18 protein-coding genes and 3 pseudogenes are annotated in these 24,942 nt (G+C 70.2%); 12 read left to right on the forward strand and 9 right to left on the reverse strand.

The annotated features are described in order from the left end of the window. Positions 1-7: 7 nt before the first annotated feature. Positions 8-355 carry a hypothetical protein gene (locus ACWD3C_RS21035; protein WP_451145994.1) on the reverse strand — a complete coding sequence of 116 codons (348 nt, stop codon included), beginning with the start codon at positions 353-355 and terminating at the stop codon, positions 8-10. A gap of 223 nt (positions 356-578) precedes the next feature. Further along, positions 579-4,457: an ABC transporter ATP-binding protein gene (locus ACWD3C_RS21040; protein WP_451145996.1), complete on the reverse strand. Its 3,879-nt coding sequence runs from the start codon at positions 4,455-4,457 to the stop codon at positions 579-581. A gap of 527 nt (positions 4,458-4,984) precedes the next feature. Between ACWD3C_RS21040 and ACWD3C_RS21045 the strand changes: the two genes are divergently transcribed. Beyond that, a complete protein-coding gene (locus tag ACWD3C_RS21045; protein ID WP_451145998.1) occupies positions 4,985-5,863 on the forward strand; it encodes a hypothetical protein in 879 nt (292 codons plus the stop codon). Between the two features lie 58 nt (positions 5,864-5,921). Here ACWD3C_RS21045 and ACWD3C_RS21050 read toward each other — a convergent pair whose 3' ends face one another. From ACWD3C_RS21050 to ACWD3C_RS21060, 3 genes and pseudogenes are all read right to left on the reverse strand, one after another. Continuing rightward, a complete protein-coding gene (locus tag ACWD3C_RS21050) occupies positions 5,922-6,980 on the reverse strand; it encodes an esterase-like activity of phytase family protein (protein WP_451146000.1) in 1,059 nt (352 codons plus the stop codon). Between the two features lie 341 nt (positions 6,981-7,321). After that, positions 7,322-7,606 (reverse strand): annotated as a pseudogene (locus tag ACWD3C_RS21055) (hypothetical protein); the annotation flags it as partial. Next, complete coding sequence (locus ACWD3C_RS21060; protein WP_451146002.1) at positions 7,603-7,926, reverse strand: hypothetical protein; 324 nt, start codon at positions 7,924-7,926, stop codon at positions 7,603-7,605. The gene ACWD3C_RS21060 and the pseudogene ACWD3C_RS21055, both read right to left, overlap by 4 nt. A gap of 164 nt (positions 7,927-8,090) precedes the next feature. On the opposite strand from ACWD3C_RS21060, the gene ACWD3C_RS21065 reads away from it, so the two are divergent. The 3 genes from ACWD3C_RS21065 to ACWD3C_RS21075 all read left to right on the forward strand — a co-directional run bounded on the left by ACWD3C_RS21065 (position 8,091) and on the right by ACWD3C_RS21075 (position 9,852). After that, entirely contained in the window at positions 8,091-8,885 is a 795-nt protein-coding gene (locus ACWD3C_RS21065; RefSeq protein ID WP_451146004.1) for a helix-turn-helix domain-containing protein, read from the forward strand. Then, on the forward strand, positions 8,878-9,099 hold the full coding sequence (locus tag ACWD3C_RS21070) for a DUF397 domain-containing protein (protein ID WP_451146006.1): 222 nt from the start codon (positions 8,878-8,880) through the stop codon (positions 9,097-9,099). Before ACWD3C_RS21065 ends, ACWD3C_RS21070 begins: the two co-directional genes overlap by 8 nt. Before the next feature lie 144 nt (positions 9,100-9,243). Then, positions 9,244-9,852, forward strand: coding sequence for a hypothetical protein (locus tag ACWD3C_RS21075; protein ID WP_451146008.1), 609 nt, complete (start codon positions 9,244-9,246; stop codon positions 9,850-9,852). Between the two features lie 594 nt (positions 9,853-10,446). On the opposite strand, the pseudogene ACWD3C_RS21080 reads toward ACWD3C_RS21075, so the two are convergent. Beyond that, positions 10,447-10,902: pseudogene (locus ACWD3C_RS21080) on the reverse strand (GNAT family N-acetyltransferase). 281 nt (positions 10,903-11,183) lie between these two features. Between ACWD3C_RS21080 and ACWD3C_RS21085 the strand changes: the two are divergent. Next, complete coding sequence (locus tag ACWD3C_RS21085) at positions 11,184-11,987, forward strand: endonuclease I family protein (protein WP_451146010.1); 804 nt, start codon at positions 11,184-11,186, stop codon at positions 11,985-11,987. A gap of 33 nt (positions 11,988-12,020) precedes the next feature. Here the strand turns inward: ACWD3C_RS21085 and ACWD3C_RS21090 are convergent, their stop codons facing one another. After that, positions 12,021-13,706 carry a thiamine pyrophosphate-binding protein gene (locus tag ACWD3C_RS21090; RefSeq protein ID WP_451146012.1) on the reverse strand — a complete coding sequence of 562 codons (1,686 nt, stop codon included), beginning with the start codon at positions 13,704-13,706 and terminating at the stop codon, positions 12,021-12,023. Then, positions 13,703-14,664, reverse strand: a pseudogene (gene speB / locus ACWD3C_RS21095) (agmatinase). The gene ACWD3C_RS21090 and the pseudogene speB overlap by 4 nt, the downstream one beginning before the upstream one ends. 246 nt (positions 14,665-14,910) lie before the next feature. On the opposite strand from speB, the gene ACWD3C_RS21100 reads away from it, so the two are divergent. From ACWD3C_RS21100 to ACWD3C_RS21110, 3 genes are all read left to right on the forward strand, one after another. Beyond that, positions 14,911-15,699, forward strand: a complete 789-nt coding sequence (locus ACWD3C_RS21100; protein ID WP_451146014.1) for a phosphatase — start codon at positions 14,911-14,913, stop codon at positions 15,697-15,699. Between the two features lie 203 nt (positions 15,700-15,902). Further along, entirely contained in the window at positions 15,903-17,060 is a 1,158-nt protein-coding gene (locus ACWD3C_RS21105; RefSeq protein ID WP_451146016.1) for an acyl-CoA dehydrogenase family protein, read from the forward strand. A gap of 43 nt (positions 17,061-17,103) precedes the next feature. Then, complete coding sequence (locus ACWD3C_RS21110; RefSeq protein WP_451146018.1) at positions 17,104-17,991, forward strand: acyl-CoA thioesterase; 888 nt, start codon at positions 17,104-17,106, stop codon at positions 17,989-17,991. Positions 17,992-18,029: 38 nt separating this feature from the next. On the opposite strand, the gene ACWD3C_RS21115 is transcribed toward ACWD3C_RS21110, so the two are convergent. Next, complete coding sequence (locus ACWD3C_RS21115) at positions 18,030-18,650, reverse strand: SACE_7040 family transcriptional regulator (protein WP_451146020.1); 621 nt, start codon at positions 18,648-18,650, stop codon at positions 18,030-18,032. A 119-nt stretch (positions 18,651-18,769) separates the two neighbouring features. Here ACWD3C_RS21115 and ACWD3C_RS21120 point away from each other — a divergent pair, with 119 nt between their 5' ends. The 4 genes from ACWD3C_RS21120 to ACWD3C_RS21135 are packed head-to-tail and all read left to right on the forward strand — an operon-like array spanning position 18,770 to position 24,482. Further along, the gene (locus tag ACWD3C_RS21120) at positions 18,770-20,386 is read left to right on the forward strand and encodes a carboxyl transferase domain-containing protein (protein WP_451146022.1); all 1,617 of its coding nucleotides are present in this window, start codon (positions 18,770-18,772) and stop codon (positions 20,384-20,386) included. A gap of 20 nt (positions 20,387-20,406) precedes the next feature. Continuing rightward, the gene (locus ACWD3C_RS21125) at positions 20,407-22,371 is read left to right on the forward strand and encodes an acetyl/propionyl/methylcrotonyl-CoA carboxylase subunit alpha (RefSeq protein ID WP_451146087.1); all 1,965 of its coding nucleotides are present in this window, start codon (positions 20,407-20,409) and stop codon (positions 22,369-22,371) included. Next, entirely contained in the window at positions 22,368-23,315 is a 948-nt protein-coding gene (locus ACWD3C_RS21130; protein WP_451146024.1) for a hydroxymethylglutaryl-CoA lyase, read from the forward strand. Before ACWD3C_RS21125 ends, ACWD3C_RS21130 begins: the two co-directional genes overlap by 4 nt. A gap of 6 nt (positions 23,316-23,321) precedes the next feature. Then, on the forward strand, positions 23,322-24,482 hold the full coding sequence (locus tag ACWD3C_RS21135) for an acyl-CoA dehydrogenase family protein (RefSeq protein ID WP_451146025.1): 1,161 nt from the start codon (positions 23,322-23,324) through the stop codon (positions 24,480-24,482). The last annotated feature ends 460 nt before the right edge of the window (positions 24,483-24,942 follow it).

Below are 24,942 nucleotides of genomic sequence, written 5' to 3' on the forward strand. Positions count from 1 at the left end.
TCCGCGTTCAGCAGAGGATCCAGCCCGAGCTCACCGAACCCCGGCCGACCTCCCCCTCGACCCACACGCACCGCCGCCCGGCGTGCACCTTCACCGGCCCGGCGCGGTACTTGAACCACCCCTCGTTCACCACCGGCCGCCCGCCCCACGCCCGCAGGCTCACGGACATCCACTTGCGCGTGCCCTGCTTCTTGGCGACGGTCACGGCACAGACGTATCCCCTGCGCTTGAAGACCTGCACGGACCCGGTGGAGAAGGGCAGCGTACGGACCTTGCGCCCCGGGCAGGGCGAGGCCGCCTCCGCGGTGCCCGGACTCGACAGCACGAACAGCCCGGACACGGTCAGCGCGGCCATGCCGAGCGCTACCCCCCGGCGTGGTCCCGCCGGTTTTCCAGCACGTTTCCCAGCACGTTTCCCACCCCTGCTCACTGCAGCCCCTCCCACCGCAGACACCGTACTGGTGTACGGACGCACGCCGTACGGCACACGGTTGCTTCCCGCTCATGCTTGACGGTTGCTTCCCGCGCGAGCCGCGCCGCGCGGGTCCCGGGCGCCCTCGCTCGTCTACATCTACCGTCTACGCGGCGGTGACCGGTTCGCCCACGAACGTCCGCCACAGGTCGGCGTAGCGCCCGCCCCGCGCCAGCAGTTCCGCGTGCGTGCCGTCCTCGGAGACCTGCCCGTGGTCCATGACCACGACACGGTCCGCGCGGGCGGCCGTGGTCAGCCGGTGGGCGACAATCAAGGTGGTGCGCGCGTAAGCGCCCGATGGGGGGCGGTGGTCGGGCGACGGGAGGGCCGTGCGGCGGCCGGCGAGGCGGTCGGTGGCCTGGTTGACCTGGGCCTCGGTGGCCAGGTCGAGGGCGGCCGTGGCCTCGTCGAGGAGGAGGATGTCGGGGTCGACGAGTTCGGCGCGGGCCAGGGCGATCAACTGGCGTTGCCCGGCGGAGAGGTTGCGGCCGCGCTCGGCGACCTCGTGGAGGTAGCCGCCGTCGAGCGTGGCGATCATGTCGTGGGCGCCGACCGCCCGTGCCGCCGCCTCCACCTCGGCGTCGGTGGCCTCGGGGCGGCCGTAGGCGATGGCGTCCCGGACGGTGCCCTGGAAGAGGTACGCCTCCTGCGGGACGACGCCCAGCCGGTGCCGGTACGAGGTGATGTCGAGGTCGCGCAGGTCGGTGCCGTCGACCAGCACCCGCCCGCTCGTGGGGTCGTAGAAGCGGGCGACCAGCTTCACCAGGGTCGACTTGCCCGCGCCGGTCTCGCCGACGAAGGCGACGGTCTGCCCGGCGGGGATGGTCAGGGCGACGCCGCCGAGGGCCTCTTCCGGTTCGTCGGCGGCCCCGTAGGCGAAGTGCACGTCCTCGAAGGTGATGTCGCCGCGCAGGGACCGCACCGCGAGCGGCTTCTCGGCCGTCCTCGTCGACGTCGGCTCCTGAAGCAGTTCCTGGACGCGGCCCAGCGAGACCGTGGCCTGCTGGTAGCCGTCGAAGACCTGGGAGAGCTGCTGCACGGGGGCGAAGAACAGGTCGATGTAGAGGAGGTACGCGACCAGCGCGCCCGTGGTCAGTGTGCCGGCGTCGACGCGGTGCGCGCCCACGACCAGGACGGCCGCGGCGGCCACGGACGCCAGGAGCTGTACGAACGGGAAGTAGACCGAGATCAGCCACTGCCCGCGGATACGTGCCTGCCGGTAGCTGTCGCTGCCCCGCGCGAACCGCTCGCCGCCGTCGCGCTCGCGTCGGAACGCCTGCACGATCCGCAGCCCGGACACCGTCTCCTGGAGGTCGGCGTTGACCCCGGACACGCGCTCACGGGCGAGTTCGTACGCCTTCACGCTCGCCCGCCGGAAGAAGACCGTGCAGACGATCAGCGGCGGCAGTGTCACGAAGACGATGAGCGCGAGCTCCACGTCGATGACGACCAGCGCGACCATGATGCCGAGGAAGGTGACGACCGAGACGAAGGCCGTGACCAGGCCCGTCTGGAGGAAGGTGGACAGGGCGTCGACGTCGGTCGTCATGCGGGTCATGATCCGGCCGGTCAACTCCCGCTCGTAGTAGTCGAGTCCGAGACGCTGGAGCTGGGCGAAGATCTTCAGGCGGAGGGAGTAGAGCACCCGCTCCCCCGTCCGTCCGGTCATCCGCATCTCGCCGATCTGCGCCGTCCACTGGGCCAGTACGGCGAGGAGTGCGAGTCCGGACGCGGCCCACACCGCGCCGAGAGCCAGCTCGGAGACGCCCTGGTCGATGCCGTGCCGGATCATGACGGGGAGGAGCAGTCCCATGCCCGCGTCGGTCGCCACGAGCAGGAGGCAGACCAGGAGAGGGAGCCCGAAGCCACGCAGGAGCCGCTTCAGGCCGTACGACTCCTCCGGCGTGACCGCGCGGGCCTCGTCGATGCCCGGAGTGTCGGTGGCCGGGGGCAACGCGTCGACCTGGGCCAGGAGTTCGGGGGTGGCGGGGCTGCCGTCGAACGCCAGGTCCCGGGGTTCGCGGTCGCCGGTCCACAGCCTGGGGGTGATACCGCGCTCGGCGTCGAACTCGGCGTCCAGTTCGTCGCGTACGGAGGTGTCCTCGGCCGGGCAGGTCGGCTGGACGTGGACGTGCCCCGGTGAGACCCCGCCGAGTTCGTCGGGGTCGGTGAGGAGGCGCCGGTACAGGGCGGAGCGCTGCTGGAGCTCCTCGTGGGTGCCGAGGTCGGCGAGGCGGCCGTGGTCGAGGACGGCGATGCGGTCGGCGAGGTTGAGGGTGGAGCGGCGGTGGGCGATCAACAGGGTGGTGCGCGCGTTAGCGCTCGATGAGGGGTGGTGGTCGGGCGACGGGAGGGCGGTGCGGCCCTCCATGACCTGCTTGAGGGCCTCGTGGATCTCGTGCTCGACGCGGGCGTCCACGGCCGAGGTCGCGTCGTCGAGGACGAGGAGGCGGGGGTCGGCGAGGATCGCGCGGGCGAGGGCGACGCGCTGGCGCTGGCCGCCGGAGAGGGTCAGGCCGTGTTCGCCGACCTTGGTGTCGTAGCCGTCGGGCAGCTCGGCGATGAAGCGGTCCGCCTGGGCGGCGCGGGCCGCGGTCTCGATCTGCTCCTGGGTCGCGTCGGGGCGGCCGTAGGCGATGTTGCGGCGGACCGTGTCCGAGAAGAGGAAGGAGTCCTCGGGGACGAGGCCGATGGCGGCACGGAGGGAGTCGAGGGTCAGTTCGCGCACGTCGTGGCCGCCGATGAGGACGGCGCCGCGCGTGACGTCGTAGAAGCGCGGGAGGAGCAGCGAGACCGTGGACTTGCCGGAGCCGGAGGAGCCGACGACGGCGAGCGTCTCGCCCGGACGGATCTCGAAACTGAGCCCGTCGAGGACGGGCCGTCCGTCCTCGTAGGCGAAGGAGACGTCGTCGAACTCGACGGTCGCGGGCGCGTCGGCGGGCAGGGCCTTGGTGCCGTCGGTGAGCGTGGGCTCGGTGTCGATGAGTTCCAGGACGCGTTCGGTGCCCGCGCGCGCCTGCTGCCCGACCGTGAGGACCATGGCGAGCATGCGGACGGGGCCGACGAGCTGGGCGAGGTAGGCGGAGAAGGCGACGAACGTGCCGAGCGTGATGTTCCCGCGCACCGCCAGCCAGCCGCCGAGCGCCAGCATCGCGACCTGGCCGAGGGCGGGCACGGACTGGAGGGCGGGGGTGTAGACCGAGTTCAGCCGGATCGTGCGCAGGCGGCCCGCGAAGAGCCGCCGGCTGACCTCCCGCACCTTCCCGGTCTCCTGGTCCTCCTGCCCGAAGCCCTTCACCACGCGTACGCCGCTGACGGAGCCGTCGACCACGCCCGCGACGGCGGCGGCCTGGGCCTGGGCGTACCAGGTGGCGGGGTGCAGCCTCGTCCGGCTGCGCTGGGCGATGAACCACAGGGCCGGGGCGACGGCGAGCGCGACCAGCGTCAGCGGGATCGACAGCCACGCCATGATCACGAGGGAGATCGCGAAGAGGAGGAAGTTCCCGATCGTCATCGGGAGCATGAACAGCAGGCCCTGGATCAGCTGGAGGTCGCTGGTGGCCCGGCCGACGACCTGCCCGGTCGACAGCTCGTCCTGGCGGCGGCCGTCGAGACCGGTGACCGTCCCGTACATCTCCGTACGGAGGTCGTGCTGGACGTCGAGGGCGAGGCGGCCGCCGTAGTAGCGGCGGATGTAGGTGAAGACGTAGACGAGGACGGCGGAGCCGATGAGGGCGCCCGCCCAGGGGGCCATGTCGCGGGTTCCGGCGCCGATGACGTCGTCGATGATCACCTTCGTGATCAGGGGGACGAGGGCCATGAGGGCCATACCGGCGAGGGAGGAGCCGAGGGCGAGGATCACGTCCTTGGGGTAGCGCCAGGCGTATCCGGCGAGGCGCCGGGCCCAGCCGGGGGGTGCCGCCGGTTCGACGGGTTCCGCCCGGCCCGGTTCCGCCTGCTCGGCCCCACCCTGGTGCGCTGCCACGCCTGCCGCCTCCGTCGATCTCGACCATTTGGACGCTTTGGTCCTTACCCCGCCGGAGTCACCAACGCCGAGGGAGGCGGATTTCATCCCGCCGGAGCGGTGAGCGGCGCGCACCGGCCGCGTGACGCGCGCCACTCCTGTCACACCGGGCATGTCTCAGGACGGTAACAAGGGGGGCGGGCGACGCCCGGAATTCCGCCAGGGAATTCCTTCTGCCCGATATCTCACCCCCCTGGACCGGAACGTAGCTCCGAAGTGACACGCCGTCATATCCGCCGGTCCCGGACGGGAAAAGCGCGACGCACTCGCCACCGCCGGACGGATAACACGAACCCCGCACGCCCATTTTTCCACCTTGATCACATTTGACCTGGGAGTTTGACAGGCACGCACCCGAACTCAATATTTATTACTCCACAGTAAGGCGGTTTTGAATTCACTCCGCCCTACGGCGTGCACCGCGCCAGAAATGGCCATGCGTGCATGCATAAAAGCAGCCACGGCTGCACAGAAAGGTGAACGTTCGAGTGACGGACAACACATTAAAGCCGCGGATTCGCACGCGGCGAGCGGCGGCGGCGGTCACAGCCCTGCTCAGCGCGGTCGCGAGCCTCGCGCTGGCTCAGCCCGCCCACGCCGGACCCGGCGGCGCCGTCAACATCCGGGGCGAGGAGCCCTGGGACACCGACGAGATGATGGCGCAGGTCTGTGGCGCCGACGGTGACACCGGTTACCAGGACTGGTACGTCAACATCAACACCGGCGAGCTCCGCGACCACTCCTCGTGGCGCAAGGAGCCGGTGTGGCACAAGGACGACGGCAAGTGGACGCTGCAGCCGGGCTGGGAGCGTTTCGAGGGCCGCTGCGAATATCCCGTGGCCTCCAGCTGGACCTTCCAGGACGCATGGCGGCCCATCAGCGAGCCGCGCTCCAACTGCACCGACAGCGGCGGGTACGGCCTGGAACTGGGCCGCGAATACTCGACCTCGACGTCGTACTCGCACTCTGTCGGCGGTTCCACCAGCGTGGAGGCGTCCATCGGCGACTGGTTCGGCACGTCGGTCGAGGCGTCGTACGAGTACTCCTGGGCCATCGAGGAGTCGGTGAGTGTCTCGAATACCGATGTGATCGACATCAGCCCGCAGAAGACGGCCTGGATCGAGGCCGCCCCCACAAAGCGCGTGGTGCGTGTGAACCCGGTCTTCAAGGTCGAGTCGTACACCTGGAATCTGACCGGAAAGTACGATGACATGGTGGACGTCGATTCATGGCGCGGCCGCGGCTACAACCGGATTTACTCGTACGGCAACTACATCGACGGCGTCGCCGATGAACTCAAGAAGGACGGAACGCCGAAAATGACGTTCCGGATGAAGGACCGGCCCGCCGGGAACGAATGCGACTGAGCGGGAAAGAGGAGACGCGTGGCCGCAGGGTGCCGGACGGCACCCTGCGGCTTTCGTCTTACGGCAGGCGCACGGTCAGCCGGTAGAAGCGGGTGATCTGGACGTCGTTCTGATTGTCGTCGCTCACCAAGAGCAGGCGCAGCCCGCCGTGGCCGTGGCCCGTGACCGTCATGCCCTCGATGTTGTCGAGCAACGGGTTGGGCTGGGGCTGCCTGGCGGTCGCGCCGAGGGGCGGGCAGTCCACGAGGTCGGCGAGCAGAGTCTTGCGGACGAGTCGTACGCCGTCGCCGTCCTGGCCGGTGAGTGTCTCGGTGCCGCCGGTGTCCGTGGCCCGGCGTGGGTCGGCGGCGTACAGGCGGACCGTGTTGCCGACGCCGGGGGTGTAGCCGCGCTCCAGCACGAGGAGGCGGCCACCGGGCAGGGCGGTGACCTCGACGACACCGAGGCCGGAGTCGGCGCGGTAGCCGTACTGGGCCGAGAGCTCGAACTCCTTGCCCCTGTGCCGCTCCCACGTCTGGAAACGGACCACCCCGGCCGCGTCCCCGGCCAGGGCGCCCTCCATCGAGGCGAGCAGGGTACGGCCGCCGGGGAAGAGGGTCAGGCCCTCGAAGGTCTGGTTGACGGCGGCGCGGCCCGCGGGGGCGACCCGGAGCGCGTCGGGCACGGGGAGGCTGCCCAGCGGGCGGCCGGCGCGGTCGTAGCGCCGTACGGACGGTTCGGTCTCGGAGCTGATCAGCCGCGTGCCGTCGCGGTCGACGACCAGCCCCTCGGAGTCGAGCGCGGCCCCGTTCTCGTCGGCGAGCGGGACGACGCCCGTCGGCCGGAGCGTCCGGCGGTCGAGCGAGAAGAGCGCGGACCGGTCGGAGACCGCGAGGAGGGAACCGTCACGGTCCACGGCGAGGGCGGAGAAGTTGCCGACGAAGGTGCCCTCGAAGGTCGTCTTGTCGAGGGCGTCGGAGAAGCTGTCGATGGACGCAGAGGGTGAACAGGCGTTCCTTTTCAGTGAGTTGGCGCCGTCGGCGGTGACGCCGTCGGCATTGGCGGGTCCGGCGGCGGCCAGGGAAGTGGCCGCCGCCAGACCGGCGGTGACAGTGGCGAGAAGAGTTCTCAGGCGCATGGCGTCACGGTAGGACGGGAGCGGTGGTGGGGAGGTGGACTTGCCGTGAACGTCAGGGAGTTCGGGCAGGGCGCCACGCACTGGCGGTCGTCGGCACGAGGTCCTCGTATCCGCCGTATCCGCCGTATCCGCCGTACTCATCGTATTCGCCGTATTCGCCGCAGCACCGGCCGGTAGCCGCCAGGGCGGGCCGATCAGGCTTCTCGTGCGGAGGCGTCGATGTCGCCGGGAACGCCGAGGCCGTTCCGGCCTCCTTCGCTGTCGTCATCGCTGTCGTCGTCATCGCCGTCGCCGTCGATGTCGCCGTCGATGTCGCTGTCGCTGTCGATGTCGCCGCAGGCGGGTACGGGGAGGCGGACGCCCCGGCTCTCGGCGATCCGGTGCACGTCGGTCAGCGCCTCACTCATGCGGGCGAGAAGGTACCGGAGATGCGCGGGAGTGGCCCGGCGGTCGGCGAGCATGTCGGCGGCGTGGCCGAGGAAGTCGCCCGCCATGCCGAGTTGCACGCTCTCGATGTTGTCGGCCAAGCGGGATAGGTATCCGTTGCCGTCGGTCACGAGGTAGCAGGGCTGCCCCTCCGATCCCGCCCAGGGCAGCAGACGTGCACCGCCGACACCGCCCTTCACACCGTCACCTCCGCCCCGCGGATGACACGCGGCCCGATGTCGATCCCATGCACAGCCAGCTTCACTGCCCGCCGCCGGACCTGCCGCTTCCGCTCCTCCTCGCGCCGCTCGTGGGCGAGGAGGTAGGGGCGGACCAGGGCGTGGTCCTCGCCGCGCAGGGGACGGGAGCCGGAGCGGCGTGCGGTCGGACCGTCGGCGTACGGGGCGGCTGTGGCCTGAACCGCCTCGCCGGTGGCAGCGATACGGCCGCGGCGGCGCCCCACGCCTGGCAGCAGGAGCCGCAGCAACGGCTCGACGAGGCGGGCGATACGGTGATTCATGTCGTCGACTCCTTGGGTTCGTTGACGGCCACGCCCCCGGACCGGTCGCACGGTCGCGGGGGTTTCGCCTTGTGTAGCGATCCACTCACAGAGTGAGACGGTCCGGGCTAGGCTCGCCAGAGAGGAGCAGGTGACAGGACTTTCGTCGCAAGGGGGTTGACGCGATGGGCACCATCTACGGCGATTGGCTCAAGCAGCAGCGCGAGGCGGCCGGGCTGACACAGCAGCAGTTGGCCGACATGGCGTTCATGACGCGCTCGCACATCGCGCACATCGAGGCGGGGCGCCGGGTGCCGTCCAAGCGGGACGCGCAGCGGCTGGACCGGGCGCTGAACACGGGGAACGTGCTGAGCAGCTTTCTGCCGCAGGACGATGTGGCGACCGCCGACTACTTCGAGGCGGTGCGCGTACTCGAACAACAGGCGGCAATGATCCGCGAGTTCGCCCTGGCGTACTTCCCGGGCATCCTCCAGACGAAGAGGTACGCACATGCGGTCCTGAGTTCGGCGTTCCCTCCGGTGAGTGAAGAGGAGCGTGACAAGCGCCTCGTCACACGCGTTGAGCGCGCGAAGATCCTCGAAGATCCGGTGACGCCCATGGTGTGGGTGCTGCTGGACGAGACGGTGCTGCGGCGCCCAGTGGCCAGCGGGGACATCATGGCGGAGCAGATCATGCACATCGTTCGTCTCGCCGAGACTGGACGCATCCGCGTACATGTGATGCCGTTCGGTGTGGGCCATCACCCCCTCATGCAGAGCATGCTCACGCTGATGTGGTTCGAGGACCAGCCACCTCTGGCATACGGCGAGGGCGATCGGATGGGGAAACTGCACGACTCCCCGTCCGTGGTCCGCGAGTTGCAGACTCGCTACGATCTCGCCCTGAGCGACGCGCTGCCGCTGAAGGAGTCACTGGCCATGCTCAGGGCTACTGCGAAAGATTACGGACACCATGACTGACCGAACCATCCCGAACGCCGCCGTGCTGAGCGGCTGGCGCAAGTCGTCCCACAGCAACGCCGACGCCGGCAGTTGCCTCGAAGTCCTTGACGGCCATGCCTTCGGCGTGCCCGTGCGCGACTCCAAGAACCCTCATGGGCCCGCCCTGCTCCTCACCGCGCCCGGGTGGTCGGCGTTTGTCGGAGCCCTCAAGAGCGGGGAGTTCCCCGGCTGATCGCGCCCCCGCTCGCCCCGGCCCGGGAGTGCCTCCCAAAACAGGCGTGAGCACTCCCGCCCCCACCGTTCAGACATCGCTCATTTGAGTGTCTGGGTGACATTCAGCGCCCGACTGCTCACACTTTTTGGACGATGGGGTGCCATGAGCCCGAGCTTCATGTTCGACCGCAACCCTCACAGCACAAGCCACGTGATCGCCACGGCGCGCATGCTCATGCATACCGACGGCCTGAACGTGTCCCTCGCCGCCATCGCCCGCGGCTGCGGCACATCGCGCAACTTCCTCTACGCCAACTGGAAGTCCGCCTCCGCGCTGCATCTGCTCGCGTTGAAGGCCGAACTCGCGGACGCCTTTGACGCCGCGCACCGCATCCGTCCCAGCGACGGCACGGTCCCGGGGATCACCGATCACCTGACCCACGTCGTGCGCATCATCCGCCGCCATCCGACCACGGCCGCCATCGCCCGCTCCTCCCCCACGGCGTTCACCACCGCGCACGCGGCCATCGAAGGGCCCTTGGTGCAGCTTGTGATGGAGCGGATCAACGATCTGCTCCACCCGCTCGTCCCCCATGGCGGGATCTGGGGCGATCCCGTGCTGAACTCCAGGCCCTGGAAGATCCTCTGGATCGCCCGCCCTGCCGCGCTCTGCCCTGAAGCCGTGGGCGATCAGCGCCGGGAGGACGCCCTGGACAACGCCCTCGCCGAGCTGCTGCACGACCTGCTCGCTCCCTGGTCCTCCCATCAGTAGCAGGTCGGTAGCGGGTCGGTAGCAGGCGAACACCGAGAGGTCGTCCCGCCGGGCGGCACAACCGATAGACAAAGCAGACAAGGATGCAGGTAGCGGCCGGAATCGAAGGCCTCACGGCTTCCCGCCTGCCGATAGTGCGTCAGCCTGCGGCGTGGGCACGGCCTGAATGTTCGCCTCCCTGATGGGCGGACGCCGGGGGATACCTCGGGCAAGGTCGCTTACAGCACGACAGGGGAGATGCCCCGCTTGATCCCCGGCACGGCGTCGTGGGACACGCCCCAACGCGGCGATTCCGTCACGTCTGACAGGGATGGTGTCCCGCCACGTGGTGTAGCCGATCAAACAAGCGGAACACCCAGGTCGCGGCCCCGATCGCCTTTGCCGGCTGCCCTGTTGGGGCTCACGAAGACGGGACCGGCGATGACTGCCAGGCTCCCCATAGCGGGGGCATGCCCGCCGGGCCCGGACCGGAGGCGACAGATCATGATCGGCCACACCACGACAGGGAAGGTGCCCCTGACAGGTCCGCGTGGGCAGTTGTGCGACGACCAAGGCGTCACTGTGGCCGAGCACCCTGGTTGGCCACGCCGGCGCTCAGTAGGCCGACTTGCGCACCATGAACACGCCCACCGAATCCTCGGTCTCGGCTGTGAACCCGTGCCGCTCGTACAGCCGTCGGGCGGGACTGCCCTGCAGCACGTTCAACCGGACGAGGACGCTGCTGCGGTCGCACCGCTCCAGCAATTCGCGCAGCACGCCCGAACCGATACCGCTGCCCTGAAGACGCGGGGCCAGATAGAAGTGCTCCAGCCGGTGGGCGTCCTCGGCCGGTCGCAGCGCCACGCGGCCGGCGAACGCGGCACCCACCTCGATCACCCAGGTGTGCGCCGGGTCGAATCCGTCCCGCAGCCGCTACCGCACCCGCCGCGCGTCGTACCGGCCGAGCCGTTCCAGATCCGCCCGCAGCACCACGGCACGCAACTCGGCCACCGCCTCGACGTCCGACACCGACACCGACACCGACACCGACCGGATGTCCCAGTCCGCCATGACCACCACGCTGTCGCGCCGGGCTCCTCCCGGTTTCGCTGATCCACTGGCTCCACGGAACCACGCGAACGTGTCGCCACCCTGCAGCCGGCAGCAGTGCACCGTGGGACAGGCACTCAACTCAGGACGTGAGCGGAGAAGTTCGGACCTGTTCCGCGATGCGCGATTCTCCCGAACCTGTCACACAACAGACTCGCGCCGTTCACACCCAGAAACTCATGTCCATGTCACCCTCCTGTCCGTTGGCCGATCACTCAACTCGCGTAGAACGGACACCTCCCATGCCCGCCACGCAGACCCGCCGCTGGAAATCAGTGGCTCTCGCGACCTCGGCCGTACTCATAGGCCTCGCCGTCCCCGCCGTCACGGCCTCCCCCGCCGCCGCGACGACCACGGCGTACGACAGCACGTACTACAAGAACGCGATCGGCAAGACCGGCACCAGCCTCAAGAGCTCGCTGCACACGATCATCAGCAGCCAGTCCAGGATCTCGTACTCCGCGGTCTGGAACGCGCTGAAGGTCACCGACCAGGACCCCCGCAACAGCGGCAACGTGATCCTGCTGTACTCGGGCAAGTCCCGCAGCAAGTCGCTCAACGGCGGCGACGTCGGCGACTGGAACCGCGAACACGTCTGGGCCAAGTCCCACGGCGACTTCGGCACCGCGACGGGCCCCGGCACCGACCTGCACCATCTGCGCCCCGCCGACGTCCAGGTCAACAGCATCCGGGGCAACAAGGACTTCGACCACGGCGGCAGCTCGGTCAGCGGCGCCGCCGGCAACTACACCGACTCCAACTCCTTCGAGCCCCGCGACGCCGTCAAGGGCGACGTGGCCCGCATGATCCTCTACATGGCCGTACGTTACGAGGGTGGCGACGGCTGGGCCGACCTGGAGCCCAACAACTACGTCTCCAACGGCAGCGCCCCCTACCACGGGCGCCTCTCCGTGCTGAAGCAGTGGAACGAGCAGGACCCGCCGGACTCCTTCGAGGAGCGCCGCAACGACGCCATCTACAGCAACTACCAGGGCAACCGGAACCCGTTCATCGACCACCCGGAGTGGGTGGAGGCGATCTGGTAGGCGCGGGCGGGGAGTTACGTCACCCCGGGCACGTCACCCAAGATGCGTCGGCGCGAACATCCGCAGTACCGCCGAGAGGAGGACCACCGAAGGGCCTGGAGCGGCCAGGGTCTTCGCCAGGTCCTCCCCCAGCGTCTCGGGGCTCGTACGCACCCCCGGCACCCCGAACGACTCCGCCAGCGCCACGTAGTCCGGCCGCGCCAGCTCCGTCCCCGTCGTCTCCCCGAACGCGTCCGTCATGTACTCGCGCAGGATGCCGTAGCCCGCGTCGTCGACGATCAGCCACGTGACGTTCAGGTCGTGCTGCCTGGCCGTGGCCAGCTCGGCGATCGAGTACAGGGCGCCGCCGTCGCCCGAGACGGCGAGGACCGGGTACGACGGGTCCGCCACCGCCGCGCCCAGGGCCGCCGGGAAGGCGTAGCCGAGACCGCCCGCACCCTGGGCCGAGTGCATCGTGTTGGGGAAGCGTGCGTCGAAGGCCGCCCAGGCCCAGTACGACAGGATCGTCATGTCCCAGAAGGAGGGCGCCCGGGGCGGGAGAGCCCGGTGGATGGACGCCAGCAGGTCCTGTTCGAGGGTGAGTTGCTGGGAGGCGATCCGTTCACGCACCCGCTCCAGCACCTCCCGCACCCGCCCCGGCGCCGACTCGTCCTCCCGCGCGTCCACCGTCTCCAGCAGCGCCTGAAGCGCCAGGCGGGCGTCCGCGTGGATGCCGAGGGCCGGGTGGTTGGACTCCAGCTTGCCGAGGTCCGCCTCGACTTGGATGACCCGGCCACGGGGCTTGAACGTGTGGTAGTTCGAGGACAGTTCACCGAGTCCCGAGCCCACCACGAGCAGTACGTCCGCGCCCTCCAGAAAGTCCGTCGTGTGCCGGTCCTCGATCCAGGATTGCAGCGACAGCGGGTGCGTCCAGGGGAACGCGCCCTTGCCACCGTAGGTCGTGACCACGGGGGCCTGGAGCCGCTCCGCCAGCTGACGCAGCTTGCCCGACGCGTCCGACCGTACGACTCCCCCGCCCGCGATGATCGCCGGGCGGGCGGCGCGCGACAGCAAGTCCGCTGCCACCGCCGTCAGTTCGGGGCGCGGGGGCAGCTCGTCCGGGGTCGCGTCGAGGCCCGTCACCACCGGCAGCACCGTCTCGGCCAGCAGCACGTCCTGCGGGATCTCCACCCACACCGGTCCGTGCGGAGCCGTCAGCGCCGACTTCCAGGCCGCCGCGATCGCCGACGGGATCTGGGACTGCGTACGGACGGTGTGGACGGACTTCACCACGCTCCTGAACGAGGCCGCCTGGTCCGGGAGTTCGTGGAGGTAGCCGTGGCGGCCGCCACCCAGGCCGGCGGTGGGGATCTGGCTGCTGATCGCCAGCACGGGGGCGCTCGCGGAGGCGGCCTCCTGCAGGGCCGCCAGCGACGTCAGCGCCCCCGGCCCCGTCGACACCAGCAGTGGCGCCGCCTCACCCGTGATCCTGCCGTACGCGTCCGCCGCGAACCCCGCGTTGTTCTCGATGCGCAGGCCGACGTACCGCAGACCGGAGCGGCGCAGCGCGTCGAACACGCCCAGCGCGTGCTGGCCGGGCAGCCCGAAGGCCGTCGTCGCGCCGAGCCCGGCCAGGGTCTCCACGACCAGGTCTCCGCCGTTGCGGCCGGGGGGAGGGTTGAGGGCCGCCTCCGTCTGCGCGGGCGTCGGACGGAGCACCAGGTCGTGGTCGTGGGTCACTTCGCTCGGGCCTCCGCAATCTGGCGCGTCATGATCGTCGTCAGTTCGTACGCCGTGTGGGATGCCGCCACCGACGTGATCTCCGCGTGATCGTACGCGGGGGCCACCTCGACGACGTCGGCACCGACCAGGTTGCGGGACGCGAGCCCCCGCAGGATCTCCAGCAGCTCGCGGGACGTCATGCCGCCCGCCTCCGGCGTCCCCGTGCCGGGCGCGTGCGCCGGGTCGAGGCAGTCGATGTCGATGGAGATGTAGAGGGGACGGTCGCCGATGCGCTGCCGGAGCTGGTCGGCGACCTCGTCGGCGCCGCGCCGGTAGATGTCCGCCGAGGTGACGATGCCGAAGCCCATCTTCTCGTCGTCCGTCAGGTCCTGCTTGCCGTACAGCGGGCCGCGCGTGCCGACGTGGGAGAGGGCGGAGGTGTCGAGGATGCCCTCCTCCACCGCCCGCCGGAACGGGGTGCCGTGCGTGTACTCGGCGCCGAAGTAGGTGTCCCATGTGTCGAGGTGCGCGTCGAAGTGGAGCAGGGCGACCGGGCCGTGCTTCTTCGCCACCGAGCGCAGGAGCGGGAGGGCGATGGTGTGGTCGCCGCCCAGGGTCATCAGGCGGGCGCCCGTGCCCAGCAGCTCGTCCGCCGCCGCCTCGATCGTCTCCACGGCCTCGTTGATGTTGAAGGGGTTGGCGGCTATGTCACCGGCGTCCGCGACCTGGGCGAGGGCGAAGGGGGACGCGTCCTGCGCCGGGTTGTAGGGGCGCAGCAGGCGGGACGCCTCGCGGATCGCGTTGCCGCCGAAGCGGGCGCCCGGCCGGTACGAGACGCCCGAGTCGAACGGCACGCCGACCACGGCGACATCCGCGCGGCCCACCTCGTCGAGGCGCGGCAGCCGGGCGAAGGTCGCGGGGCCGGCGTACCGCGGGACGAGTCGACGGGACCGCGGGGCGTCTCGTTGCTGCTCATGGAGAAATGCCTTCTTTCCTACGCTTCGCGACATCCGTACCCACGGCTACCGTTCTGAACTGACACTAGGCGGCCGTAAAGCGACAGCGAAATGTACGTTTCTTCTATTCGAGCCGTACGGGATGGGCGAAACGCACACCATGCCGACTGGAGCTCCGGTTCGCGCTCGAACACCTGTGAGTGACGCGTGTCCCAGCGTCCGGAACAGCGCGGACTCCCACAGGCGGCTGCTCCACAATGGACACCATGCCGATACCCGGGACACCCAGCCGCGCCGAGCTCGTCGACCACCTCGTGAGAACCCGTATCGCGGGCGATGTCGCCACCCCTCGCGAGAACAACCTCTCCCACTACCGCCAACTGGCGAACGGCGTCCGCAACTTCTGGCTCGGCCTGGAGCTCGGCGACCGCTGGACCGACGAGCAGGACGTGCTCGCGGTGATGGCGGAGCGCGTCGGCGTCAGCGACGACCCCGAGTACCGGTACGGACAGGACACCATCGACCCCGAGCTGACCCTCGACGCCCTGGAGCGACTGGCGGGGCGGCTGCGCAAGGCGGCCGAGGACCGGCAGCGGGTCCTGTTCGCCACCGGCCACCCGGGCGGGCTGCTGGACGTGCACCGGGCGACGGCCGCGGCGCTGCGGGCCGCCGGGTGCGAGATCGTCGTCATTCCGGAGGGGCTGCAGACGGACGAGGGGTACGTCATGCAGTTCGCGGACGTCGCGGTCCTCGAACACGGCGCGACCCTGTGGCACACGCACTCCGGCGAGCCGATGAAGGCCATCCTCACCGCGCTGGAGCGCGAGGGCCGCCCGCTGCCCGACCTCGTCGTCGCCGACCACGGCTGGGCGGGCTACGCCGGACAGCACGGCGTCGACTCCGTCGGCTACGCCGACTGCAACGACCCGGCCCTCTTCCTCGCCGAGGCGGAGGGCACGCTCCAGGTCGCGGTCCCCCTCGACGACCACGTGGTCAGCCCGCGCCACTACGACCCGATGACGGCGTATCTGCTGACGCAGGCGGGGCTCGCGTAACCCGCCGCCGAAACCCGGCCACCGACGCGGGGAGCGTGACGAGCGTTACGTGGGGGCTGGTCTGGACGGCCGTCTGTACTGGCCGGTACGGTGGGTGAGCAAGCGCTTAGCCAACGGACCGCAACCATCGATTGAGGAACCCCGACGGCGAGCAACCACATCCGCGAGAGCGGCGCCGGTTTAGGCGCAGAGAGGGGCCGGCAGTGCGCCGTACGGTGTTCAACGAGGATCACGAGGCGTTCCGGGAGACCCTCCGGGCCTTCATCGAGGCCGAGGTCGTCCCGGTCTACGACGAGTGGTACGCCGCGGGCGAGGCACCGCGCGACTTCTACTACAAGCTCGCCGAACTCGGCGTCTTCGGCATCCGCGTGGACGAGGAGCACGGCGGCGCCGGCATCGACTCGTACAAGTTCGAGGCCGTGATGTACGAGGAGACGGCCCGCGCCGGCGTCCAGTTCGGCGGCTCCGGCGTGCACGTCCTGCTCGGCCTGCCGTACATCAAGATGCTCGCCACCGACGAGCAGAAGAAGCGGTACCTGCCGAAGTTCATCTCCGGCGAGGAGATGTGGGCCCTCGCGATGACCGAGCCGGGCACCGGCTCCGACCTCGCGGGCATGAAGACCACCGCCAAGCTGAGCGAGGACGGCACGCACTACGTCCTCAACGGCGCCAAGACCTTCATCACCGGTGGCGTGCACGCCGACCGCGTGATCGTCTGCGCCCGCACCGCCGCCCCGACGGCCGAGGACCGCCGCCACGGCATCTCCCTCTTCGCGGTGGACACCAAGTCCGAGGGCTACTCGATCGGCCGCAAGCTCGACAAGCTCGGGCTGAAGACCTCCGACACCGCCGAGCTCGCCTTCGTCGACGTCAAGGTGCCCGTCGAGGACCTCCTCGGCGAGGAGAACAAGGGCTTCTCCTACCTCGGCCACAACCTGGCCTCCGAGCGCTGGGGCATCGCCTTCGGCGCGTACGCGCAGGCCAAGGCGGCCGTCCGGTTCGCCAAGGAGTACGTGCGGGAGCGCACCGTCTTCGGCAAGCCGGTCGCCCACTTCCAGAACACCAAGTTCGAGCTGGCCGCCTGCCAGGCCGAGGTGGACGCGGCCGAGGCGGTCGCCGACCGCGCCCTGGAGGCCCTCGACGCGGGCGAGCTGACCCCGGCCGAGGCCGCGAGCGCCAAGCTGTTCTGCACCGAGGTCGCGCACCGCGTCATCGACCGCTGCCTTCAGTTGCACGGCGGCTACGGCTTCATGAACGAGTACCCGATCGCCCGCCTGTACGCCGACAACCGCGTCAACCGCATCTACGGCGGCACCAGCGAGATCATGAAGTCGATCATCGCGAAGGACATGGGCCTGTAAGGCCCGCGGCAGCACTGCTCGACACGCCGACACCACTGACCCCATGAGTCAGGCACTCCAGGATCTCCTCGATCTGCTCGACCTGGAGCAGATCGAGGAGAACATCTTCCGCGGCCAGTCCCGTTCCGCCGTCATCCCGCGCGTGTTCGGCGGGCAGGTCGCGGCCCAGGCGCTCGTCGCCGCCGGGCGGACGGTCCCCGAGGACCGCCTCGCCCACTCCCTCCACGCGTACTTCCTGCGTACCGGCGACCCGGGCGCGCCCATCGTCTACGACGTCGACCGCATCCGCGACGGCCGCTCCTTCACGACCCGCCGCGTGGTCGGCGTCCAGCACGGCAAGCCGATCTTCGGCCTGTCCGCGTCCTTCCAGACCCACGAGGACGGCCTCGACCACCAGGCCCCGATGCCGCCCGCGCCCGACCCCGCCACCCTGCCCACCTCCGCCGAACGGCTGCGCGGGTACGACCACATGGCCCCCGAGGTCATCGAGAGGTTCCTTCAGGCGCGCGAGGCGATCGACCTGCGCTACGTCGAGGAGCCGCCGTACGGACGCTACGGCGCCCCGCGCGAGCCGCACTCCCAGGTGTGGTTCCGCACCAACGGCAAGCTGGCGGACGACCCCCTGCTGCATGTCGTCCTCGCCACGTACGTCTCCGACATGACCCTCCTCGACTCGGTCCTGCTCGCGCACGGCCGTGGCGGCTGGGCCGTCGGCGACGTCGTCGGGGCCTCGCTGGACCACGCGATGTGGTTCCACCGCCCGTTCCGCGCCGACGAGTGGCTCCTGTACGACCAGGAGTCCCCGTCGGCGTACGGCGGCCGCGGCCTCGGCCAGGCCCGCATCCACACCCAGGACGGCCGCCTGGCGATCTCGGTGATCCAGGAGGGCGTGGTCCGGGTTCCGCGGCGGCCACCGGGCACCGGGGAGTAGCGACCAGGGCGCAGTGCCCCGTGGGTGACAGGGGCTTCTCACTCCGCCCCAGTCGCCCCATCCGCGCCAACTGCCGCAACCGCTCCGAACGCCCCCCGAGCCATCCGATGCAGCAACGCCGCCGTAGCCCCCCGCCCCGGCAGTGACCCGGGCCGTCCCAGATGGGGGGTCGAGTTCAACAGGCCGAAGACCGAGTGCACCGCCGAGCGGGCCGTGGGCTCGGTCAGGCCCGGGTACACCTCCCGCACCACCCCCACCCACAGCTCGACGTACTGCCGCTGGAGTTGCCGTACGAGCTTGCGGTCGCTGTCCCGGAGGCGATCGAGCTCACGGTCGTGCAGGGTGATGAGGGGACGGTCGTCGAGCGCGAAGTCGATGTGCCCCTCGATGAGCGAGTCGAGGACCACCTCCGGGTTCCCGGCGGCCTCCGCCACCCGCCGCTTCCCCCCGGTGAGCAACTGCCCACTGATCCCGACCAGCAACTCGGCGAGCATCGCGTCCTTCCCCGCGAAGTGCCGGTAGAGGCCGGGCCCGCTGATGCCGACCGCGGCGCCTATCTCGTCGACCCCGACGCCATGGAAGCCGCGCTCGGCGAAGAGCCGGGCGGCTTCCTTGAGGATCTGCTCACGACGGGTGGGGGCGTCGGTTCTGGTGGCCATGGAAGCAATTCTAGACAGAGAGGTTAGCGGTCGTTAACCTGGAGGAAACGCGTTAACGCTCATTAACACGGTTCATGGACTTCATCGACTGGTGACCCACTGGCTGAGGGGACCGCAGGATGCAAGAGGCACCGGAGCTGACGACCGCGGCGGACCCCGCGTCGGAGGCCTGGCGGGCCAACGAGGCGGCGCACCGCGCGCTGGGCGAGGAGCTGCGCGCCAAGCTGGCCGCCGCCCGGCTCGGCGGCGGCGAGAAGGCGCGCGCCCGCCACACCGCACGCGGCAAACTGCTCCCGCGCGACCGCGTGGACACCCTCCTCGACCCCGGCTCCCCTTTCCTGGAGCTGGCCCCGCTCGCGGCCGACGGGATGTACGACGGCCAGGCCCCGGCGGCCGGGGTCATCGCCGGGATCGGACGGGTCAGCGGCCGTGAGTGTGTGATCGTCGCCAACGACGCCACGGTCAAGGGCGGCACGTACTACCCGATGACGGTGAAGAAACACCTGCGCGCCCAGGAGGTGGCCCTCGAAAACCGCCTCCCCTGTGTGTACCTGGTGGACTCCGGAGGCGCCTTCCTCCCCATGCAGGACGAGGTCTTCCCCGATCGCGAGCACTTCGGCCGGATCTTCTACAACCAGGCCCGTATGTCCGGCGCCGGCATTCCGCAGATCGCGGCCGTCCTCGGCTCCTGCACCGCCGGAGGCGCGTACGTCCCCGCCATGAGCGACGAGGCCGTGATCGTGCGCAACCAGGGCACGATCTTCCTGGGCGGCCCGCCCCTGGTGAAGGCGGCCACCGGGGAGGTCGTCACCGCCGAGGAGCTGGGCGGCGGCGAGGTCCACGCGCGCGTGTCGGGCGTCACGGACCACCTCGCGGAGGACGACGCCCATGCGCTCCGCATCGTGCGGAACATCGTCGCCACGCTCCCCGCGCGCGGGCCGCTGCCCTGGTCCGTGGAGCCGACCGCCGAGCCGAAGGTGGACCCGTACGGGCTCTACGGCGCCGTGCCGGTCGACTCCCGCACCCCCTACGACGTACGCGAGGTCATCGCCCGCATCACGGACGGCTCCCGCTTCTCGGAGTTCAAGGCCGAGTTCGGGCAGACCCTCGTCACCGGCTTCGCCCGCGTCCACGGCCACCCGGTCGGCATCGTCGCCAACAACGGCATCCTCTTCTCCGAGTCGGCCCAGAAGGGCGCCCACTTCATCGAGCTGTGCGATCAGAGGAGCATCCCGCTCCTCTTCCTGCAGAACATCTCGGGTTTCATGGTCGGCCGCGACTATGAGGCGGGCGGCATCGCCAAGCACGGCGCCAAGATGGTGACGGCGGTGGCGTGCACGCGCGTCCCCAAGCTGACGGTCGTGATCGGCGGCTCGTACGGCGCGGGCAACTACTCGATGTGCGGCCGGGCGTACTCCCCCCGCTTCCTGTGGATGTGGCCCGGCGCCAAGATCTCCGTCATGGGCGGCGAACAGGCCGCGTCCGTCCTCGCGACCGTCAAGCGGGACCAGTTGGAGGCCCGCGGGGACGACTGGCCGGCCGAGGACGAGGAAGCCTTCAAGGCCCCGATCCGTGCACAGTACGAGCACCAGGGGAACGCCTATTACGCGACGGCCCGCCTCTGGGACGACGGCGTGATCGACCCGCTGGAGACCCGGCAGGTACTGGGCCTGGCACTGACGGCCTGCGCCAACGCGCCCCTGGGTGACCCCCAGTTCGGCGTCTTCCGGATGTGAGGGGGACCTTGACGATGACGATGTTCGACACCGTGCTCGTGGCCAACCGGGGTGAGATCGCCGTACGCGTCATCCGTACACTGCGGTCGCTCGGCGTGCGTTCGGTGGCGGTCTTCTCCGACGCGGACACCGACGCACGGCACGTCCGGGAGGCCGACACGGCGGTACGGATCGGCCCGGCGCCGGCGGCGGAGAGCTATCTGTCGGCCGAGCGGCTGCTGGAGGCGGCGGCCTGGACGGGCGCACAGGCGGTGCACCCCGGGTATGGCTTCCTGGCGGAGAACGCGTCGTTCGCGCGCGCGTGCGCGAACGCGGGGCTGGTCTTCATCGGCCCGCCCGCGGACGCGATCACCCTCATGGGCGACAAGATCCGCGCCAAGGAGACGGTACGGGCGGCCGGGGTGCCGGTGGTGCCGGGATCGAGCGGCAGCGGGCTGACGGACGCCGAACTGGCTTCCGCATCGCGGGAGATCGGCGTGCCCGTGCTGCTGAAGCCGTCCGCCGGCGGGGGCGGCAAGGGCATGCGGCTGGTCCGGGACGCCGCCGCGCTGACGGACGAGATCGCCGCCGCGCGCCGCGAGGCCCTCGCCTCCTTCGGCGACGACACCCTCCTCGTCGAACGGTGGATCGACCGCCCCCGGCACATCGAGATCCAGGTCCTGGCGGACGGCCACGGGAACGTTCTGCATCTGGGCGAGCGCGAGTGCTCCCTCCAGCGCCGCCACCAGAAGATCATCGAGGAGGCGCCGAGCGTGCTCCTGGATGCCGGGACCCGTGCCGCGATGGGCGAAGCAGCGGTCCGGGCGGCCCGCTCCTGCGGTTACCGGGGCGCCGGCACGGTGGAGTTCATCGTGCAGGGCAGCGACCCGGCGTCCTACTACTTCATGGAGATGAACACCCGCCTCCAGGTCGAGCACCCGGTGACCGAGCTGGCTGTGTCCATTGGTGCGGCTGGCGCCGCGGGGGGCCTGGACCTGGTGGAGTGGCAGCTGAGGGTGGCGGCGGGCGAGCGGCTCACCTTCGGGCAGCAGGACATCCGGCTCACCGGACACGCGATCGAGGCCCGCATCTGCGCGGAAGACCCCGCGCGTGGGTTCCTGCCGTCGGGCGGCACGGTGCTCAGCCTGCGGGAACCCTCCGGCGACGGAATCCGCACCGACTCCGGGCTCAGCGAAGGCACCGAGGTCGGCAGCCTGTACGACCCGATGCTGTCCAAGGTCATCGCGTACGGCCCGGACCGCCCGACCGCGCTGCGCAGACTCCGGGCGGCCCTGGCGGAGACGGTCACCCTCGGCGTACAGACGAACGCGGGGTTCCTGCGGCGGCTGCTGGCCCATCCGGCGGTGGTGGCGGGAGAGTTGGACACCGGGCTCGTGGAGCGGGAGGCGGAGGGGCTGGTCGCGTCCGAGGTGCCCGTGGAGGTGTACGAGGCGGCGGCGGCCGTACGGCTGTCCGAGCTGGAGCCGAGCGGTGCGGGCTGGACGGACCCGTTCTCGGTGCCGAGCGGCTGGCGGCTGGGCGGTGAACCGACCCCGCTGTCCTTCGACTTGAGAGTGCCGGGACTCGAACCCGTGGCTCATCGCGTACAAGGCACGCACGCAGTCGACTCGGCTTCCGTGTCCGTCACCCTCGACGGCGTCCGCCACACCTTCCACAGGGCCGGGGCGTGGCTGGGCCGCGACGGCGACGCCTGGCACGTACGCGACCACGACCCGGTGGCGGCCGCACTGACGGGCGCCGGAGCGAGCGGGGCCGACTCCCTCACCGCCCCGATGCCCGGCACGGTGACCGTGGTGAAGGTGGCCGTGGGCGACGAAGTGGCCGCCGGGCAGAGCCTGCTGGTCGTCGAGGCGATGAAGATGGAGCACGTCATCTCCGCGCCGCACGCCGGAACGGTCACCGAGCTGGACGTCACACCGGGCACGACGGTCGCCATGGACCAGGTGCTGGCGGTCGTGGACCCGCACGAGGAGGTGGCGGAATGACCGTGCAGGGAACACAGGGACTCCCCATGACCGTACCGGCCCAGGGCCTGCCCACGCGGGTACGCATCCACGAGGTGGGCCCCCGGGACGGCCTCCAGAACGAAAAGACGACCGTACCGACAGCAGTCAAGGCCGAGTTCATCCACCGCCTCGCCGACGCGGGCCTGACGACGATCGAGGCCACCAGCTTCGTACACCCCAAGTGGGTGCCCCAACTTGCGGACGCGGAGACCCTGTTCCCGCTCGTGAGCGACCTTTCCGCCTCCCTCCCGGTCCTCGTCCCGAACGACCGGGGCCTCGACCGCGCCCTCGCCCTGGGCGCCCGCCGGGTGGCCGTCTTCGCCAGCGCGACGGAGTCCTTCGCGAAGGCCAACCTCAACCGGACGGTCGACGAGGCGCTGTCGATGTTCGCCCCGGTCGTCACCCGGGCGAAGTCCGAGGACCTCCACGTCCGCGGCTACCTCTCCATGTGCTTCGGCGACCCGTGGGAGGGCGAGGTCCCGGTCCCCCAGGTCACCGGGGTCTGCGAGGCGCTGCTCTCCATGGGCTGCGACGAGTTGAGCCTCGGCGACACGATCGGAGTGGCGACGCCGGGCCATGTGGCGGCGCTCCTGACGGCCCTGAACGAACAGGGGGTGCCCACCGACAAGCTGGGCGTGCACTTCCACGACACGTACGGCCAGGCGCTCGCGAACACGTACGCGGCGCTGGTGCACGGAGTCACGACGGTCGACGCCTCGGCGGGTGGCCTGGGCGGCTGCCCGTACGCGAAAAGCGCCACCGGCAACCTCGCCACCGAAGACCTCGTGTGGATGCTGCGCGGCCTCGGCATCGACACCGGCGTCGATCTCGACCGTCTCACCGCCACCAGCGTGTGGATGGCCGACCGACTGGGCCGACCCAGCCCGTCCCGCACCGTCCGAGCCCTCTCCCACAAGGAGTGACCCCCCATGGACCACAAGCTCTCCCCCGAACTGGAAGAACTCCGCCGCACGGTGGAGGAATTCGCCCACGACGTGGTCGCCCCCAAGATCGGCGACTTCTACGAGCGCCACGAATTCCCGTACGAGATCGTCCACGAGATGGCCCGCATGGGCCTGTTCGGCCTGCCGTTCCCGGAGGAGTACGGCGGCATGGGCGGCGACTACTTGGCCCTGGGCCTGGCGTTGGAGGAACTGGCCCGGGTGGACTCGTCGGTGGCGATCACTCTGGAAGCAGGCGTGTCCCTCGGCGCGATGCCGATCCACCTCTTCGGCACTCAGGCCCAGAAGCAGCAGTGGCTCCCCCGCCTCTGCTCCGGCGAGATCCTGGGCGCCTTCGGCCTGACGGAACCCGACGGCGGCTCGGACGCGGGCGCCACACGCACGACGGCCCGCCTGGACGCGTCGACCAACGAGTGGGTGATCAACGGCACCAAGTGCTTCATCACCAACTCGGGCACGGACATCACGGGCCTGGTGACGGTAACGGCGGTGACGGGCCGCACGCCGGACGGCAAACCCCTGATCTCCGCGATCATCGTCCCGTCCGGCACCCCGGGCTTCACGGTCGCGGCCCCGTACTCAAAGGTCGGCTGGAACGCCTCCGACACCCGCGAACTCTCCTTCTCCGACGTACGGGTCCCAGCCGCTAACCTCCTGGGCGAGGAGGGCCGAGGCTACGCGCAATTCCTGCGCATCCTCGACGAGGGCCGCATCGCGATCTCGGCCCTCGCCACAGGCCTGGCCCAGGGCTGCGTGGACGAGTCGGTGAAGTACGCACGCGAACGGCACGCCTTCGGCCGCCCCATCGGCGCCAACCAGGCCATCCAGTTCAAGATCGCCGACATGGAGATGAAGGCCCACACCGCCCGCCTCGCCTGGCGCGACGCAGCCTCCCGCCTCGTAACCGGCGACCCCTTCAAGAAAGAGGCAGCCCTGGCCAAGCTCTACTCCTCCACCATCGCCGTCGACAACGCCCGCGACGCCACCCAGATCCACGGCGGCTACGGCTTCATGAACGAGTACCCCGTCGCCCGCATGTGGCGCGACTCCAAGATCCTGGAGATCGGGGAGGGCACGAGCGAGGTGCAGCGGATGCTGATCGCACGGGAGTTGGGGCTGACGGGCTGACCGGGCCGATGCGCGGGGCGCGAACTTCACCCATGTCACCGAGCATTACGCTCTTCGGCGGATCACGGATGAGATCGTCTCCGAGCGGATGGCCACCCCACATGCCCGTGTAATGGCATACGAGGAACAGCCCACGCCCACCGTCCGCCTCGACCGGCACGGGGCAGAGAGGCCCTGGGCGCTTGTCGAACGGCGGCGGGATGTACGAGTTGGCATTCCAGACGCTCACCCGTAGCCGACCGCCACCAAGACCGCGAAGGCGGAGGTCGGCGGGACCGATGGAGCGGCGGTAGGCGTTGGTGACGAGTTCGCAAGCTATTTGCGAAAGCACGCTCTAGAAAATCCCCGTCGGTGCAGGTCAGCAGGGATGTGCCGTGTTGTCGGCTCAGCCGGCTACCGGGCGGCGGGCATGTTGCCCTCGCGCCGTCGACGACCACAGCGGAAGTGGCCGGAACCAGGC

The organism is Streptomyces sp. NPDC002845 (genome assembly GCF_053591955.1).

Bases quoted from the DNA above. Each gene is read 5' to 3' on its own strand.
- ACWD3C_RS21035 (WP_451145994.1), bottom strand. From the start codon at position 355: ATGGCCGCGCTGACCGTGTCCGGGCTGTTCGTGCTGTCGAGTCCGGGC.
- ACWD3C_RS21050 (WP_451146000.1), bottom strand. From the start codon at position 6,980: ATGCGCCTGAGAACTCTTCTCGCCACTGTCACCGCCGGTCTGGCGGCG.
- ACWD3C_RS21060 (WP_451146002.1), bottom strand. From the start codon at position 7,926: ATGAATCACCGTATCGCCCGCCTCGTCGAGCCGTTGCTGCGGCTCCTG.
- ACWD3C_RS21065 (WP_451146004.1), top strand. From the start codon at position 8,091: ATGGGCACCATCTACGGCGATTGGCTCAAGCAGCAGCGCGAGGCGGCC.
- ACWD3C_RS21070 (WP_451146006.1), top strand. From the start codon at position 8,878: ATGACTGACCGAACCATCCCGAACGCCGCCGTGCTGAGCGGCTGGCGC.
- ACWD3C_RS21075 (WP_451146008.1), top strand. From the start codon at position 9,244: ATGAGCCCGAGCTTCATGTTCGACCGCAACCCTCACAGCACAAGCCAC.
- ACWD3C_RS21085 (WP_451146010.1), top strand. From the start codon at position 11,184: ATGCCCGCCACGCAGACCCGCCGCTGGAAATCAGTGGCTCTCGCGACC.
- ACWD3C_RS21100 (WP_451146014.1), top strand. From the start codon at position 14,911: ATGCCGATACCCGGGACACCCAGCCGCGCCGAGCTCGTCGACCACCTC.
- ACWD3C_RS21110 (WP_451146018.1), top strand. From the start codon at position 17,104: ATGAGTCAGGCACTCCAGGATCTCCTCGATCTGCTCGACCTGGAGCAG.
- ACWD3C_RS21115 (WP_451146020.1), bottom strand. From the start codon at position 18,650: ATGGCCACCAGAACCGACGCCCCCACCCGTCGTGAGCAGATCCTCAAG.
- ACWD3C_RS21120 (WP_451146022.1), top strand. From the start codon at position 18,770: ATGCAAGAGGCACCGGAGCTGACGACCGCGGCGGACCCCGCGTCGGAG.
- ACWD3C_RS21125 (WP_451146087.1), top strand. From the start codon at position 20,407: ATGTTCGACACCGTGCTCGTGGCCAACCGGGGTGAGATCGCCGTACGC.
- ACWD3C_RS21130 (WP_451146024.1), top strand. From the start codon at position 22,368: ATGACCGTGCAGGGAACACAGGGACTCCCCATGACCGTACCGGCCCAG.
- ACWD3C_RS21135 (WP_451146025.1), top strand. From the start codon at position 23,322: ATGGACCACAAGCTCTCCCCCGAACTGGAAGAACTCCGCCGCACGGTG.